The sequence below is a fragment of the Streptomyces deserti genome, assembly GCF_054782695.1.
Genome location: NZ_BAAGRZ010000001.1, coordinates 1,000,876 through 1,016,871 on the forward strand (window position 1 = coordinate 1,000,876; position 15,996 = coordinate 1,016,871).

General features: G+C 73.7%; 13 protein-coding genes. 8 read left to right on the forward strand and 5 right to left on the reverse strand.

Features of this window, described 5'->3' with window-relative positions; genetic code table 11:
- Positions 1–7: 7 nt before the first annotated feature.
- A complete protein-coding gene (locus tag ACYVMZ_RS04520) occupies positions 8–1,462 on the reverse strand; it encodes an FAD-dependent monooxygenase (RefSeq protein WP_461075621.1) in 1,455 nt (484 codons plus the stop codon).
- A gap of 155 nt (positions 1,463–1,617) precedes the next feature.
- Here ACYVMZ_RS04520 and ACYVMZ_RS04525 point away from each other — a divergent pair, with 155 nt between their 5' ends.
- The gene (locus ACYVMZ_RS04525) at positions 1,618–2,229 is read left to right on the forward strand and encodes a TetR/AcrR family transcriptional regulator (RefSeq protein WP_461075623.1); all 612 of its coding nucleotides are present in this window, start codon (positions 1,618–1,620) and stop codon (positions 2,227–2,229) included.
- Positions 2,230–2,355: 126 nt separating this feature from the next.
- Here the strand turns inward: ACYVMZ_RS04525 and ACYVMZ_RS04530 are convergent, their stop codons facing one another.
- The 3 genes from ACYVMZ_RS04530 to ACYVMZ_RS04540 form a co-directional block, all read right to left on the reverse strand.
- Positions 2,356–2,631 carry a hypothetical protein gene (locus ACYVMZ_RS04530; protein WP_461075625.1) on the reverse strand — a complete coding sequence of 92 codons (276 nt, stop codon included), beginning with the start codon at positions 2,629–2,631 and terminating at the stop codon, positions 2,356–2,358.
- A gap of 215 nt (positions 2,632–2,846) precedes the next feature.
- Positions 2,847–4,931, reverse strand: coding sequence for a 4-alpha-glucanotransferase (gene malQ / locus ACYVMZ_RS04535; RefSeq protein WP_461075627.1), 2,085 nt, complete (start codon positions 4,929–4,931; stop codon positions 2,847–2,849).
- Positions 4,932–5,174 (reverse strand): hypothetical protein, encoded by a 243-nt coding sequence (locus tag ACYVMZ_RS04540; protein WP_461075629.1) that lies wholly within the window; start codon positions 5,172–5,174, stop codon positions 4,932–4,934.
- Between the two features lie 242 nt (positions 5,175–5,416).
- On the opposite strand from ACYVMZ_RS04540, the gene ACYVMZ_RS04545 reads away from it, so the two are divergent.
- From ACYVMZ_RS04545 to ACYVMZ_RS04560, 4 genes are all read left to right on the forward strand, one after another.
- Positions 5,417–8,281, forward strand: a complete 2,865-nt coding sequence (locus ACYVMZ_RS04545; protein ID WP_461075631.1) for a beta-N-acetylglucosaminidase domain-containing protein — start codon at positions 5,417–5,419, stop codon at positions 8,279–8,281.
- 115 nt (positions 8,282–8,396) lie between these two features.
- On the forward strand, positions 8,397–8,930 hold the full coding sequence (locus ACYVMZ_RS04550) for a PadR family transcriptional regulator (protein ID WP_461075633.1): 534 nt from the start codon (positions 8,397–8,399) through the stop codon (positions 8,928–8,930).
- Complete coding sequence (locus ACYVMZ_RS04555; RefSeq protein WP_461075635.1) at positions 8,927–9,613, forward strand: ABC transporter ATP-binding protein; 687 nt, start codon at positions 8,927–8,929, stop codon at positions 9,611–9,613. The genes ACYVMZ_RS04550 and ACYVMZ_RS04555 overlap by 4 nt, the downstream gene beginning before the upstream one ends.
- Positions 9,614–9,630: 17 nt before the next feature.
- Positions 9,631–11,010 carry an FtsX-like permease family protein gene (locus ACYVMZ_RS04560; RefSeq protein ID WP_461076343.1) on the forward strand — a complete coding sequence of 460 codons (1,380 nt, stop codon included), beginning with the start codon at positions 9,631–9,633 and terminating at the stop codon, positions 11,008–11,010.
- A 168-nt stretch (positions 11,011–11,178) separates the two neighbouring features.
- On the opposite strand, the gene ACYVMZ_RS04565 is transcribed toward ACYVMZ_RS04560, so the two are convergent.
- Positions 11,179–11,715, reverse strand: coding sequence for an HNH endonuclease (locus ACYVMZ_RS04565; RefSeq protein ID WP_081237222.1), 537 nt, complete (start codon positions 11,713–11,715; stop codon positions 11,179–11,181).
- 316 nt (positions 11,716–12,031) lie between these two features.
- On the opposite strand from ACYVMZ_RS04565, the gene ACYVMZ_RS04570 reads away from it, so the two are divergent.
- The 3 genes from ACYVMZ_RS04570 to ACYVMZ_RS04580 all read left to right on the forward strand — a co-directional run bounded on the left by ACYVMZ_RS04570 (position 12,032) and on the right by ACYVMZ_RS04580 (position 15,989).
- Positions 12,032–13,126: a mechanosensitive ion channel family protein gene (locus ACYVMZ_RS04570; protein WP_461075638.1), complete on the forward strand. Its 1,095-nt coding sequence runs from the start codon at positions 12,032–12,034 to the stop codon at positions 13,124–13,126.
- 305 nt (positions 13,127–13,431) lie between these two features.
- Positions 13,432–14,880 carry a hypothetical protein gene (locus ACYVMZ_RS04575; RefSeq protein WP_461075640.1) on the forward strand — a complete coding sequence of 483 codons (1,449 nt, stop codon included), beginning with the start codon at positions 13,432–13,434 and terminating at the stop codon, positions 14,878–14,880.
- Positions 14,881–14,933: 53 nt separating this feature from the next.
- Positions 14,934–15,989, forward strand: a complete 1,056-nt coding sequence (locus ACYVMZ_RS04580; protein ID WP_461075642.1) for a glutamate ABC transporter substrate-binding protein — start codon at positions 14,934–14,936, stop codon at positions 15,987–15,989.
- Positions 15,990–15,996: the final 7 nt, after the last annotated feature.

The following is a 15,996-nucleotide window of genomic DNA, read 5'->3' on the forward strand; positions in this document are numbered from 1 at the left end:
GCGGTCCTCACCCCACGTGGGCCGCGAGCGCCGCCTCGATCGCCCGTACGTCCGCGGAGTCCGCCGCCCACGCCACGTACCCGTCCGGCCGGACCAGCACGGTCGTACGACGGTCGCTCGCCCAGCGCTCGACGGCCAGCCGGTCCTTGCGCTCGCCGTCCGCCTCGCCCGCCATCTCGCACGCCCGCGGGGTGATCAGCACGAACCGGCCGCCGCGCAGGGCCTCGTGGAGGCGGCCGCCGCCGGCGAGGGCGATGTCGGGTGCGCGCAGGCCGGTGAAGCGGTGCGCGCCGCGGGGTGCGGCGTACCGGTAGCCGATGCCGGTGACCTGGCCGAGCGCCTTGCGCTGCGCCGGGCCGGCGGTGTCGAGGAAGGCGGCGAAGGCGGTGCGCAGGGCGCGCGTCCAGGGCCGCCTGGCCATGGCGGCGCGCACGATGCCGCCGCTGCTGAGCAGCACCGTCCTGCCGACGGGATGGCGTTCGGCCTGGTAGGTGTCCAGGAGGGCGTCGTCCGCGTGGCCCTTGAGGACGGCGGCCAGTTTCCAGCTGAGGTTGGCGGCGTCCTGCAGGCCGGTGTTCATGCCCTGGGCGCCGGCCGGGGTGTGGACGTGCGCGGCGTCCCCGGCGAGGAAGACGCGGCCGGCCCGGTAGGCGGGCGCCTGCCGTTCGTCGCTGTGGAAGCGGGACATCCAGCGCGGGTCGTGCATGCCGAAGTCACGGCCGAGGGCGCGCCGGGTGGTCTCCTTGATCTCGTCGAGGTCGAGGGGCGCGTCGTCGGGGAGTTCGCGGCCGCGGTCCCAGCAGATGACGCGGTGGTAGCCGTCGCCGAAGGGGACGACGAAGGCGAAGGCGTCGCCGACGGCGTCGAAGGTGAGCAGCTCCCCGGGCTCCTCGGTCACCCGGACGTCCGCGAGCATGACGGAGCGGATCACCGAGCGGCCCGGGAACGGCAGTCCGACCGCGTTCCGCACGGTGCTGCGCATCCCGTCGGCGCCGACGACATACGCCGCGCGCAGCGCCTCCGCGCCGCCGCCGGGGCCGCGGACCTGGACCGTCACGCCGTCCGCGTCCTGGGTCAGCCCGGTCACCTCGGTCTCGTACCGGAACTCCGCGCCGGCCTCGGACGCCCGCCGCTCCAGGACCTTCTCCACCTCGTACTGCGGCAGGACGAGGATGTGCCGGAAGCGGGAGGGGAGCACGGAGAGGTCCAGGCTGAGGCGGCCGTAGAGACGGAACCGGTCGAGCCGCCGACCCACCCGCTCCAGCTCGTCGGCCACGGCCCGGGCGTCGAACTGTTCCAGCGTGCGGGCGTGCAGGACGAAGGCGCGGGAGAGGTTGCTGATCTCGCGCGGGCGCTTCTCGACGACGGTGACGGGGACGCCGGCGGTGGCGAGGTCGCCGGCCAGGAGCAGACCGGTGGGGCCGGAGCCGACGACGATCACGGTGCGGGTGGTGCCGTTCATCAGGGCCTCCCTGGGGCCAACGTACGTGGGTCGACACTCGTGGACCAACAGCCGCTGCCAACACCTGTTTGCCAACGTCTGTTGACCAACGTAGGACGCCCCCGCAACGACGTCAACAGTTGTTGGCCCATAGGTGTTGGCCTACGCTCGTGGGCATGACCGAAAACGCGCCCGGCAGTGCGCCCGGCAGCAGACCCTCAGGGCCGTCCGCTCCCGCCCGCCGCTCCGACACCACCCGTGCCGCGATCCTCCACGCCGCCCGCGAGCGTTTCGCCGCCGACGGCTACGAGCGGGCCACCATCCGCGCCATCGCGAAGGACGCGCGGATCGACCCGTCGATGGTGATGCGCTACTTCGGCACCAAGGAGGGCCTGTTCGCGGCCGCCGTCGCCGTCGACCTGAAGCTGCCCGACCTGCGCGCGCTGCCCCGGGAGGAGGTGGGCGCCACCCTCGTGTCGCACTTCCTCGGCCTGTGGGAGGAGAACGAGGTGCTCACCGCGCTGCTCCGGGTCGGCGTCACCAACCAGGCCGGGGCCGAGCGCATGCAGGGCATCTTCCGGGACCAGCTGCTGGCGGTCACCCGCGAGGTGTGCCCGGATCCGGAGCAGGCCCCGGCGCGAACCGCGCTCATGGCCGCGCAGCTGCTGGGACTGGCGCTCGCCCGGTACGTGCTGCGCTTCTCACCGGCCGTGGCGCTGACCCGGCAGGAGATCGTGGCCTGGCTGGGCCCGACGGTGCAGCGCTACCTGACGGCGCCGCATCCGTGAGGGCCCGCCCGGGCAGACAAAAGGGCGCCGTCTCCGGCGTACGCACGTACGGCTGCGTGTGCGCGTACGTACGCCGGAGACGGCGCCCTCGGTCAGGTCTGCGGCGGACTCGAAGGGAGGCCCGTGTCAGGCCTTCGCGTCGGCCTTGGTCTTGATGTTGCGGCTGGTCACCCGGTGCTCCTCCTTGGAGCGGTCGAGGACCATGACGAGGCCCGCGATGACCACGAACAGCACGGTCGGGGCCACGACGAACAGACCCAGCGTCTCGATGACGCTCAGGCCCGGGCCGGGGTCGTCGCCGTCGTCGCGGGTCAGCGCGAGCGCGGGGGACGACATGAGCAGCATCATCAGCGTCGTACCGGCGGCCAGGGCGCCGGCGCGCAGGGCGTTCTTCTTGTCCACGGAGCCAAAAGTATCGAATGCCGGGAGGGGGCGCGCGGCCGGGGTGCCGTAGGAGAGCGCGGGGCGCCACCGGGCATCGGGCCGACACCGTGCACCGGGGCGTCACGGGGCACTCGGGGTGTCACCCGGTCGGTCTCGGGGCGCCACCCGGCACTCGGGCGCCATCGGACACCGGGCCGCCACCGAGCACCGGGCCGCCACCGAGCACCGGGCCGTCACGGGGCTCCCCTCTCCCGCAGGACGTCGATCAGTGCGTGCAGCCTCGGGGAGGCCGCGAGCTCCTCCAGCGTCATCGGGCGCCCCTGCGCGTCCGCGATCGGCAGTCGCCAGTTCGGGTACTGGTCCCAGGTGCCCGGCAGGTTCTGCGGGCGGCGGTCGCCGACGCCGTCCGGGAGCCAGACGCCCATCAGGCGGGCGGGGGTGCGCTGCAGGAAGCGGTGGACGGCCTGGATCTCGGCCTCCTCGGAGGAGGGGTCGGTGCCGCCGGTGCCCCGGAGCAGCCCGAGCCGGGTGAGCAGCGCCAGCCACTCGGCGGTGTCCGCCGCCGCCTCGGCCCGTTCCTCCGCCAGCGGGCGGGTCAGCAGGCCGAGGCTGTCGCGGAGGTCGACGTGTTCGCCGGTGAGGCGGGCGGCGGTGGGCGGCAGGTCGTGGGTGGTGGCGGTGGCCAGGCAGTCGGCGCGCCAGCGGTCGGGCGGCAGGGGCAGACGGTCGCCCTCCCAGTCCCGCTCGAACCACAGCACCGACGTGCCGAGCACCCCGCGCTCGCGCAGCGCCTCGCGCACCCCGGGTTCGACCGTGCCCAGGTCCTCGCCGATGACCAGCGCCCCGGCCCGGGAGGCCTCCAGCACGAGGACGGCGAGCATGGCCTCGGCGTCGTAGCGGACGTACGTGCCCTCCGTCGGCGGACGCCCCTCGGGCACCCACCACAGCCGGAACAGGCCCATGACGTGGTCGATGCGCAGGGCGCCGGCGTAGCGGAAGAGCGCGCGCAGGAGGTCGCGGAAGGGCGCGTAGCCGGACGCGGCCAGCCGGTCGGGGCGCCAGGGCGGCAGTCCCCAGTCCTGGCCGCGCGCGTTGAAGGCGTCGGGCGGGGCGCCCACCGACATCCCGGCGGCGAAGTGGTCCTGCTGCGCCCAGGCATCGGCGCCGCCGGGGTGCACGCCGACCGCGAGGTCGTGCACGATCCCGACCGGCATCCCGGCCTCGCGGGCGGCGCGCTGGGCGGCGGTGAGCTGGGCGTCGGTGAGCCAGGCGAGCCGCGACCAGAAGTCGACCCGGTCCAGCAGGCCGTTGCGGGCCCGGACGGTGTCGGCCGAGCGCGGATCGCGCAGGCCGGTCGGCCACCGGTGCCCATCGGAGCCGTGCACCTCGGCGAGCGCGCACCAGGTGGCGTGGTCCTCCAGGGCCTGCCCCTGCTCGGCGAGGAAGTCGCAGTAGGCGGCGCGCCTGCCGGGGCCGAGTGGCACCTGGAGCACCAGCTCCAGCGCCTCCCGCTTGAGCTCCCACACCGCGTCCCGGTCGATCAGGGCGCCCTTCTCCAGCACGGCCTCGCGCAGCCGGCCCGCTCTCTCCAGCAGCGTCCGCACGCGGTCGCGGTCCTCGACGTACGCGAACTCGGGGATCTCCTCGACGCGCAGATGGATCGGGTCGGGGAAGCGGCGGGAGGAGGGCCGGTACGGGGAGGGGTCGGTGGGGGCGCCCGGTACGGCCGCGTGCAGCGGGTTGACCTGGACGAACCCGGCGCCGAGCGCCCGCCCGGCCCAGCCGGCCAGTTCGCCGAGGTCACCGAGGTCGCCCATGCCCCAGGAGCGGCGGGAGAGCAGGGAGTACAGCTGGACGAGGAGCCCGTACGAGCGTCCGGTGGGTGTGGGCAGCCGGGGCGGGGCGACGACCAGGTGGGCCTCGGCGGTCCGGCCGTCCGGGGCGGTGGCGGTCAACCGGTGGACACCGGGCGGCAGTTGCTCGGCGGAGGCACGCGTCTCGCCCTGCTCGGTCTCGATGCGCAGTCCGGTGCCCCCGGGCAGCGCGGTCAGGGCGGCCGGCGTGCTCCCGCTCCAGCACACCACGGTCGGGGGCAGCAGCCGCTCGCTCAGCTCCCGCTCGCGGGCGGCGAGCGCGGCGCGGACCGCGCCGGGCGTGCTCGCGTCGACGCCGAGGGCGGCGAGGGTCAGAGTGACGGCCGTGGCCGAGGCCGCGACCGTACGGTCCGGGGACGGGCTGTAGGAGGTGGCCACGCCGTGCAGGACGGCGAGCCGGGACAGGTCCTCGGTGCAGGGCTCGGCCGGCCGGGGCGCGCTCATCTAGGGCCTCGTGAAGTCCGGGACGACGGCCGAGGGCTCGCTGGTGAGCGGGGCGGCGTCGGCGAGGGGCGGCTCACTGGTGAGGGGTTCGGCGTCGGGCAGGGGCGGTTCGCTGGTCAGCGGGGCCTCGGCGCAGGTGCGCTCCGCGCTGAAGACGCAGAAATGGGGGGTCTCGGGCTCGGCGGACATCTCCGCCCTGGGTTTGGACGGGGCCGGGAGCGGAAGGTGTGCCATGGCAGCCACGGGGGTCTCCTTGTCGAGTACGGCTTCGGTGGGGTTACCGCAGCCCTACCCAGCGGGCGCGACGACAGACGCCCCAGGACGGACATCGTGCCTTTGGTCACATTCTGCCCCCCTCCCCTCTCTCCAGATTCCGGCAAACCAGTCACTACGGCCACTCTCGTTGACACCTCCCCCGGGCGGATGGTGGGCTCGATCCCTCTGTCACAGGGCGGACAGGGGCGTCGACCATCAGGAGGGGGCCTGTGCAGCCACGGCGTGGGAAGAGGGCAGCCGCTCTCGCGTTCGCCGTCGTCGCCGGAACCCTGGGTGCCGCTCCCGCCGCGGTGGCGGCCCCGCCCGCCCCGGACCCGGTCACGGCCCTCACCGGCACGGCCGACAGCACCGGGGCCGACGCCTCCGTCTGGCCACGCCCGCACTCCCTGCGCGCGAACGGCGCCCCCGCCACGGTCACCGGCCAGGTGGCGCTGCTCACGGACCCGACAGCCGATCCGTACGCCGTCGATGCCCTGCGCGACCTGCTGCGACAGGCGGGCGCACGCCGGATCACCGGCGATCAGGAGTCCCCGGGCGCGCTGGTGGTGCGCGCCCGGACGCAGCAGCCGCACGGCGACACCCGGGGCGCCCTCCCCGCCGGCGGGTACCGGCTGACCGTCGGCCAGGGCACCGTCTCCCTCACCGGGGCCGACGCGGACGGCCTGTTCCACGCCGTCCAGACCTTGCGGCAACTCCTGCGCCCCGACGGGACGATCGCCGCCGTCGACATCCGCGACTGGCCCGGCACCGCCGTGCGCGGCATCACCGAGGGCTTCTACGGCACCCCGTGGACGCACGGGCAGCGGCTCGCGCAGCTGGACTTCATGGGCCGCACCAAGCAGAACCGGTACCTCTACGCCCCCGGCGACGACCTCTACCGGCAGGCCCGCTGGCAGGAGCCGTACCCGGCCGAGCGGCGCGCGGAGTTCCGGGAACTGGCCGAGCGGGCCCGCCGCAACCACGTCACGCTCGCCTGGGCGGTGGCGCCGGGCCAGGAGATGTGCTTCTCGTCGGAGGCCGACCTGCGGGCGCTGACCCGCAAGCTCGACGCGATGTGGGCGCTGGGCTTGCGCGCCTTCCAGCTCCAGTTCCAGGACGTCAGCTACAGCGAGTGGCACTGCGAAGCGGACGCCGACCGGTTCGGGTCCGGCCCCGAGGCGGCGGCGCGGGCCCAGGCGCGGGTGGCGAACGCGGTGGCCCGGCACCTGGCGGACCGTCACCCCGGTGCGGTCGCCCTGTCGTTGATGCCGACCGAGTACTACGAGAACGGCACGACCGAGTACCGGCGCGCGCTGGCCGCCGAACTGGACGAAGGTGTGCAGGTGGCGTGGACCGGGGTCGGGGTGGTCCCCCGGACCATCACCGGGCGCGAACTGGCCGAAGCGCGGGCCGTGTTCGGGCATCCGCTGGTCACCATGGACAACTACCCGGTCAACGACTACGCCCCCGGCCGGATCTTCCTCGGCCCCTACCAGGGCCGCGAACCGGCCGTCGCCACCGGCTCGGCCGCCCTGCTCGCCAACGCGATGCAGCAGGCGGAGGCGTCCCGCATCCCGCTGTTCACCGCCGCCGACTACGCCTGGAACCCGCGCGACTACCGCCCCCAGGAGTCCTGGCGGGCCGCGATCGCCGACCTGGCGGGCGGAAACCCCCGGCGCGAGGAGGCCCTGACCGCCCTCGCCGGGAACGACGCGTCCTCGGTGCTGGGCGGTGCGGAGTCGGCGTATCTGCGCCCGTTGATCGAGGCGTTCTGGCGTGCGCGCACCGCCGGGGACCGGAGTGCCGACCGGGGGCTGCGCGAGGCGTTCACGGTGCTGCGTGAGCTGCCGCAGCGGCTGAGGGGAACCGCCCTCGCCGCCGAAGTGGCCCCCTGGGCCGAGCAGTTGGCGCGCTACGGCGAGGCGGGCACGACGGCGCTCGACATGCTGCGCGCCCAGAGCGCCGGGGACACGACGGCGGCCTGGACGGCGTACCGGACGCTGGGGCGGCTGAGGGCGCGGCTGGAGCCGGGCCGGGTGACCGTCGGGCAGGGCGTGCTGGACCCGTTCCTGCGGCAGGCGCAGAAGGCGTACCAGGCGTGGGCGGGCATCGACCACGAGCCGCCCGGGAATCCCGGCGACACGGCCGGCACCCGCACCCTCCGCTTCCCGCACCCCCGCTCCCTGGCCGCCGTCACGGTCCTCACCGAGCCCGGCACCGGCGGGACCGTCGAGGTCCACGTGCCCGGCGCGGGCTGGCGGCGGGTGGGCGACCTGGCCGGGACGGGCGCCACCGAACTGCGCGCCGGAGAGCGCGTGGACGCCGTGCGCGTCACCGCCCGCGCCCCCGCCCGGGTCCGGCACGTGATCCCGTGGTTCGCGGACTCCCCCGCCACCTCCCTGACGGTGACCCGCGACCGCCCGGACGTCGAGATCGGCCGTACGGAGCGCCTGAAGGCCCGGATCGGCTCGCTGCGGCCCGCCGACGCCCGTGGGCGGCTCACCGTCGAAGCGCCCGAGGGCGTACAGGTCCGGGTCCCGCGCACCGCGCTGACGGTCCCGCGCGGCACGACGGTGGACGTCCCGGTCGAGGTGACCGTGGAGCCGGGGACGCCGATGCGGTCGTACGACGTCCGGCTCGCGTTCGGGGAGACGAGCCGCACCCTCACCGTCCGCGCCGTCCCGCGCACCGGCGGGCCCGACCTGGCACGCGGCGGCCGGGCGAGCTCCTCGGCCGACGAGACGCCCGACTTCCCGGCACCGGCGGCGATCGACGGCGACCCGGCGACGCGCTGGTCCTCCCCCGTCGACGACGGCGCCTGGTGGCAGGTCGAAGTGGCCCGGCCGGCGCGGCTGGGCAGGGTCGTGCTGAGCTGGCAGGACGCGTACCCGTCGGCATACCGCATCCAGGTCTCGGCGGACGGCCGCCGCTGGCGCACGGCGGCGGCGGTGCGCGACGGCCGGGGCGGGCGGGAGACCGTACGGATGGACGAACGGGACGTGCGGTACGTGCGCGTGCAGGGCGAGCAGCGGGCCACGCCGTACGGGTATTCGCTGTGGTCGGTGGAGGCGTACGCCGTCACCACCGAGTCCTGAGGGATCCGGCAGGCCCCGCGGATCGACAAACCCACAGATCCGACGGACCCACGAGGTTCTTTTTCTTCGATGCCACTATTCACTCAGTACATGTACTGAGTACATAATGATCGCCATGAGCACCCGCCACATCCTGCTGGGCCTGCTCGCCTCGGGTCCGAGCCACGGCTACGACCTCAAGCGACGCCACGACGAACGTTTCCCGCAGGCCCGTCCGCTGGCCTACGGGCAGGTCTACACGACCCTGCAGCGCCTGGTCCGGGACGGCCTCGCGGAGGTCGAGGGCACCGACTCCGACGGCGGGCCGGAGCGGACGATGTACCGCTCGACGGACGAGGGCGCCCGCGAGCTGTCCCGGTGGGCCGGGGAGATCGCCCCGCCCGCACCGTTCGTGACGAACGAGATCTTCGCCAAGGTCGTCGTCTCGATCCTGTCGGGCGGCGACCCGGCCACCTACCTGCGGGCCCAGCGCGCCGCCCACATGGAGCGGATGCGCGAACTCACGGCGGTCAAGTCCGCCAAGGGCTCGGATCTGGCGACCGTGCTCTCGGCGGACTTCGCCCTCAACCACCTCGACGCCGACCTCCGCTGGATGACGACCACGGCGGCCCGGCTCACCACCCTGACCGCGGAGGTCGACGCAGCATGAACAAACCAGTGCCGCTCCTGGCGGCCCGTGACCTCGCCAAGGCGCACGACCGGACCCAGGCCCTGCGCGGCGCCTCGGTCGACCTGCACCCCGGCGAGATCCTCGCCGTGACCGGCGCCAGCGGCAGCGGCAAGTCGACGCTGCTGCACTGCCTGGCCGGGATCGTCCGCCCGGACGCCGGCTCGGTGACGTACGGCGGTGAGCGGCTGGAGGAGCTGTCCGAGAAGCGGCTGAGCGAGCTGCGCCGCACCGAGTTCGGTGTGGTGTTCCAGTTCGGGCAGCTCATTCCCGAGCTGACGGCGCTCGACAACGTCGCCCTGCCGCTGATGCTGGGCGGCGCCACCCGCGCCGAGGCCCGCGCGCGGGCCGGGGAGTGGCTGGAGCGGTTCGGGGTGCGCGGGCAGGAGGAGCTGCGGCCGGGCGAGATGAGCGGCGGCCAGGCCCAGCGCGCCGCGCTGGCCCGGGCCCTGGTCACCGGTCCGAAGGTAGTCTTCGCGGACGAGCCGACGGGGGCGCTGGACTCGCTGGCGAGCGAGCAGGTGATGACCGCCCTGACGCACACGGCCCGCGAGTCGGGCACGGCGGTGCTGCTGATCACGCACGACGCCCAGGTGGCGGCGTACGCGGACCGGGAAGTGCAGCTGCGGGACGGCGCCGTGGTCCCGCTGGGGGTGACCGCGTGAAGCTCCTGACGTCCCGAATGTTCCCGAAGTCCCTCAGGTCCCTGCGGTCCGATCTGCGTCTGGCCTGGCAGCTCACCCGCGGGTCCGACCGCGGGGAGTGGTGGCGGATCACGCTCACGGCGACGGGCGCGGCGCTCGCGACCGGGTTCGCGCTCGCCGCCGTCACACTGGCCTCGGCGCGCGGCCGTCACCGCGTGTCCTTCGGCGCGGGCCTGCTGGACGAGGCTGGGACGCGCGCCGGGGTCATCGTCGGTCTGCTGCTCCTGCTGGTCCCGGTGCTCGGGTTCCTCGGGCAGTGCGCCCGTATCGGGGCCGTGCACCGCGACCGGCGGCTGGCGGGACTGCGGCTGGCCGGGGCGTCCCCCTGGCAGGTGCGGCGGATCGCCGCCATGGAGACCGGGCTGGCCTGTCTGCTCGGCTCGGCGGTCGCCACCGTCTTCTCGGTACTGCTCGTGCTGCGCCTGTGGGACCGGCCGACCGCCCTGACCTGGTCGGGCATCGCGCTGGTCGCCCTCGCGGTGCCGGTGCTGGGCGCGGCGACGGGCGCGTTGGCGCTGCGCCGGGTGGTGGCCTCGCCGCTCGGCTGGGTGCGCCGTGTCGGCCCACGTACGGGCCGGGGTCCGGCGCTGCTGTTCCTGGCGGGGGTGCTGCTGGTCGGGGCGGTGGCGGTGCTCGCGGTGACCACCACGTCCACGGGCTCGCCGGGCAGGCCCGACGGAAAGCCGCCGCTGGCGCTGTTCGGCCTGGTGCTGGTGGTCGCTGCGGGCGCCGTGTGGCTCGCGGGGGCCACGGCGAAGCTCACCGGGCGGCTGCTCGCGGCCCGGGCCCGGTCGGCGGCGACGCTGATCGCGGCGGAGCGGCTGCGCGACGACCCGTGGGCGGCGGCCCGTACGCACGCGGCGGTGCTGCTGGTGACGATCATCGGGACCGGCTTCACGGGCATCCGGCAGGTGCTCCTGGAGGTGCTGCACTCGGACAAGCACCTGGCCGAGAGCATCACCTACTACACCACCGGCCTCGACCTGACGGCCGCCGCCGTCGCGGTGGGCCTCGTCATCACCCTGTCCGGTCTCGCCGTCGGCACCGCCGAGTCGCTGGCCACCCGCCGCCGGGGTCTGGCCGCGCAGGCCGCCGCCGGGGTGCCGCGCGCGGTGCTCGGGCGGGCGCTGCTGCTGGAGACCGCACTGCCGCTGGCACCCGCGGTGCTGCTGGCCGGCGTCGGGGGCGCGGCGATCGGCATCTGGTACGCGGCGCTCGCCGACGGCGGCGGCTGGTCGACGCCCTGGGCGGCGCTCCTGGTGCCCGTGGTGATCTACGCCACCTGCCTGCTGGCCGCGGCCACCTCCCTGCCGCTGCTGCGCCGCTCGGTACGCCCGGCGGAGCTGCGGTACGCGTGAGCGCCGTAGGGGGTGAGCGCCGGATGACCGGTCGGCCCCGGGGAACGGAGGGGGTCCCCGGGGCCGGTTCACAGCCGTACGGGCCCGGATCCCGCCGTACGAGCACGTATCACGGCCGTACGGGCACGGTTCACGACCGTACGGGCAACACGAAGGCCCGGATCGTCGTCAGGCGGAGATGCCGTCGATCCGGGCCAGTGCGTCGTCCGCGCCGTACGGCTGCAAGTACGGCAGCCAGCGCGGGTCCCTATGGCCGGTCCCGATGATGCGCCAGGCCAGGCCGGTGGGCGGAGCCGGTTTGTGGCGCAGCCGCCAGCCCAGCTCGAAGAGGTGACGGTCGGCCTTCACGTGATTGCAGCGGCGGCACGAGGCCACCACGTTGTCCCAGACGTGCTTGCCCCCGCGGCTGCGCGGGATGACGTGGTCGACGCTGGTTGCGACGCCACCGCAGTACATACACCGGCCCCCGTCGCGGGCGAACAGGGCCCGGCGGGTCAGAGGAACGGGCCCCCGATAGGGAACCCGGACGAATCGCTTGAGCCGGACCACGCTGGGTGCGGGGACTGTAACGGTCGCGCTGTGCAGATAGGCGCCGGACTCCTCGAGGCATACGGCCTTGTTCTCGAGGACGAGGACGAGCGCGCGGCGGAGCGGTACGACACCGAGTGGCTCGTACGACGCGTTGAGGACCAGGACATGCGGCACGGATGCCTCCTTGTACGCCGGCGGCGCGTGGCTCGCGCCGGGACGATTCGTAGTCAGTCTCCCCTCATGCCTGGTGGAAGCGCCACCATGTCCCGGTAACGGGCTGGGAGTGTTTTCGACCACACCTGATTCATCCCCCGGATCATGGCCTGTTCAAGCCCAGGTGAGCATGGTCTCTCCTTCACACATCCGGCAGGGGCACACACAATGCCCCGTTAGTGTGGTGGTTCTGCCCGTCCGGTGACCATCCCGTGATCTCGACGGCCTTGACCGCCGCGCCGTGCGGGGCAGACCGCTGCACCTGGAGGTACCTGCCGTGTCCTTGTCCGCCGTCCTACCGGCCGCCGGTGCGTCGCCGTCGCCGTCTCCCTCGGAGACCCAGGCGCCGACCGTGCCCACGCTCCAGGACGCCCAGGAGAGCGCGACGAACGCCGCCGGATGGATCGAGCAGAACTGGTCGACCTGGCTCGCGATCGGCCTCCGGGTGCTGCTCATCCTGGTGATAGCGGCGGTGCTGAGAGTCGCGGTGCGGCGGGCCATCACCAAGCTGATCGACCGCATGAACCGCCCCGCCGACGCGACGGGCGGCACGGCGCTGGGCGGGCTGCTGGTCAACGCCGAGCGCCGCCGGCAGCGGGCTGCGGCCATCGGCTCGGTGCTGCGTTCGGTGGCGAGCTTCCTGATCATGGGCACGGCGGCGCTGATGGTGCTGGGCACGTTCCAGATCAACCTGGCCCCGCTGCTCGCCTCGGCCGGTGTCGCCGGTGTCGCGATCGGTTTCGGTGCCCGCAACCTGGTCACGGACTTCCTCTCGGGTGTCTTCATGATCCTGGAGGACCAGTACGGCGTCGGCGACACGATCGACGCGGGCGTCGCCTCCGGCGAGGTGATAGAGGTCGGTCTGCGGGTGACCAAGCTGCGCGGCGACAACGGCGAGATCTGGTACGTCCGCAACGGCGAGGTCAAGCGCATAGGCAACCTCTCCCAGGGCTGGGCGACGGCGGGCGTCGACGTCACGGTCCGCTCGGACGAGGACCTGGACAAGGTGAAGACCACCCTGGACGAGGTCGCCGAGAAGATGGGCAAGGAGGAGCCCTGGAACGAGCTCCTGTGGAGCCCGATCGAGGTCCTCGGCCTGGACTCCGTGCTCCTGGACTCGATGGTGGTGCGCCTGTCCGCCAAGACCATGCCGGGCAAGGCCCTGTCGGTCGAGCGCGAACTGCGCTGGCGCGTCAAGCGCGCGTTCGACGCGGCGGACATCCGGATCGTCGGCGGCGCGACCGCTCCCGCGCAGGAGGACCCGGCGCCGGACCCGACGGCGGCGGTCGCGCCCCCGTCGGCGTACGCGAACACGGCATCCCCGCAGGCCGCCGCGGCCTCCCCGCTCACCCCGCCCAGCACCGTCAAGTAGCGGAACCCGTACCTCCACCACCGGTTCCGTACCTCCACACCCCACCGGTCCGTACTTCCACACCCCCGCCGGCCCGGTGGGGGGCGGGGCTGCGCCGGGGGCTGTCCACCAGCCCCCGCCCCACCCGCGCAGGCCCTCGCAGGCATCACCCCTACGGGGGAACCGCACAGATTCCCGCGACGTGTTCCTGGGCAGAGGTGATGCGGCACGGGCGTCGATCCGATCAAGATGCGACCAAGGCCGGTGCGGATGTCAGTCCCGGCGGCGATACTTGCGGCGACGGATGACCATGGGGGAGGTCAGCAGTGACACAACCGCCGACGAGCAACGCAGCACCACCACAACCCGGCCACGGCACCGGCCTGCCCACACTGCCGGCCGTACCACCGCAGCCCACCAAAGGCAGCGGCTCCCTCACCCCACCCCCACCCGCCGCACCGCCGGAACCCCGCCGTACCGCCTTCGCCGAGGGCCTGGACCAGCTCCGCGCGGCGGCCACCACCGAACCCGGCCGCCTGCGCATCATCGGCGCCGTCCTCGCCCTCCTCGTCATCACCTTCGGCGCCGTCACCGCCTGGCAGATGACCGACCGCGCGGCCGCCGCCGACGACGTCCTCACCAGCAGCCAGCCCCTCAGCTCGGACGCCGCCGACATCTACCGCTCCCTCGCCGACGCCAACACCGCCGCCTCCAGCGGTTTCCTCGCCGGCGGCCAGGAGACCAAGGCCAGCCGCGACCGCTACGAGAGAGACATCCGCACGGCCGCCGCGAAACTCGTCAACGCGGCCGCCAACTCGGACCCCGACTCCCCCTCCGCGGCGACCATCGCCAAGCTCAACCGCCTGCTGCCCGAGTACAAGGGTCTGGTCGAACGCGCCCGCACCTACAACCGCCAGGGCTTCCCCGTCGGCGGCGCCTACCTGCGGTACGCGAACGACAAGATGCAGAACCAGATGCTCCCCGCGGCGGAGGACCTCTACAAGAAGGAGAACCAGCGCCTGCGCGCGGACTACGCGGACGCGACCCCCTACCCCTGGGCGGCCATCGCCCTCGGCGTCGTCGCGCTCGCCGCGCTCGCCTGGGCCCAGCACCGCAACTACCTGCGCACCAACCGCGTCCTGAACCACGGCCTGGTGGCCGCCACGGCCGCCGCCACCGTCGTCCTGCTCTGGCTGGTCGTCGGCCACAGCATCGCCCGCGCCGGCCTCAACGACTCCTACGACCACGGCGTCCGCTCGCTGAACGTCCTGCACGACGCCCGCATCGCCTCCCTCAAGGCCCGCGGCAACGAGAACCTGACCCTGGTGGCCCGCGGCGCGGAGACCACGAAGTCGGGCGGCGACCTCTACGACTCCTTCTTCGAGGAGGACATGGACGCGCTCGGCAAGGGCCTGGCCGCCGCCGGGAAACTCGCCGACGACAAGGCCGGCCAACAGCCGGTCACACAGGCCGTCGGCAACATGACGGAGTGGAAGAAGCGCCACGAGGCGGCCCGCGAGCAGGACGAGCGCGGCGACTACCAGGCGGCGCTGAACAGGGTGATCGGCGCCGAGGGCGCGACCGGCGAGTGCTTCGACAATGTCGACGACAACCTCCGCGTGGCACTCGCCCACGAGGAGAAGGAGTTCAAGCTGGCGGCCGGCGACGGCCGGGACGCGATGACCGGCCTGCCGGTGGGCGCCGCCGTCCTCGCGGTACTGGGCGCGGCCGGCGCGGTGCTCGGCATCGGCCGCAGGCTGTCGGAGTACCGGTGAACGGGGCGGAGAACAGGGCAGAGATCGGGTCAGAGGTGAAAGGGGGCGTGACGATGCGAGCGCGACGTCTGCGGGCCGGCCTGAAGGGCTGGGGCGGTGTGGGTGCGATGGCGGCCGTCTGCGCCCTGGCGCTGGCCTTCGCCCTGCTGCTGCCGCTGGCCGGATCACGCGACGACGGCGGCACGGCCACCACCGGCCAGGACGTCACCCCGGCCGGCCAGGCCAGGACCCAGGTCAAAGCCGAGGAGAACTGCACGGATCCCGAGCGGCAGACCCTGTCCCCGTCCTCCGCGGACGGCCCGGCCATCGAGGCGATCAAGAACCGCCAGGGCGAGAAGCGCAAGCTGGTCGTGGGCGTCGACCAGAACAGCTACCGCTGGGGCTACCGCAACCCCAACAGCGGCTCGTCCGGCGACCTGGAGGGCTTCGACATCGACCTGGTCCACCGGATCGCCGAGGACATCCTCGGCGACGCGGACGCGGTGCAGTTCAAGGCCATCCCCACCAACCAGCGCATCCAGGCGATCCAGGACGGCCGGGTCGACATGGTCGTCCGTACGATGACGATCAACTGCACGCGCCTGGCCGACGTCGCCTTCTCCGCCCCGTACTTCAGGACGGGCCAGCAGGTCCTGGCCCCCAAGTCCACCCCGATCACGGGCTACAACGAGACGCTGGCGGACAAGAAGATCTGCACGGCGGCGGGTTCGACGGCGTACACAAACCTGGAGGAGGGCAGGAAGAAGGGCGACCTGCCCGCCTCCGCCGACATCTCCACCACCGTGCCCAACCAGCTCGACTGCCTGGTGCGTCTGCAACTCGGCGAGGTCGACGCCGTGGTCACCGACGGCGCGCTCGCCGCGAGCCAGGCCGCGCAGGACCCGACGGTCCGGCTCAAGGGCGACCCGTTCACGACCGAGTACTACGGGGTGGCGATGAAGAAGGACGCGGACGATCTGGTACGCCGGGTGAACCAGATCCTGGTGGACTACCGCAGGGACACCGCGAACGGCTGGCAGGCGTCGTACGAGCGGTGGCTGTCGGCGACACTGGGCGACGACCCGGCGAAGTCGGCACCGCCGCCACCGCAGTACCTGCGCAAGAGCTGAACCGCGC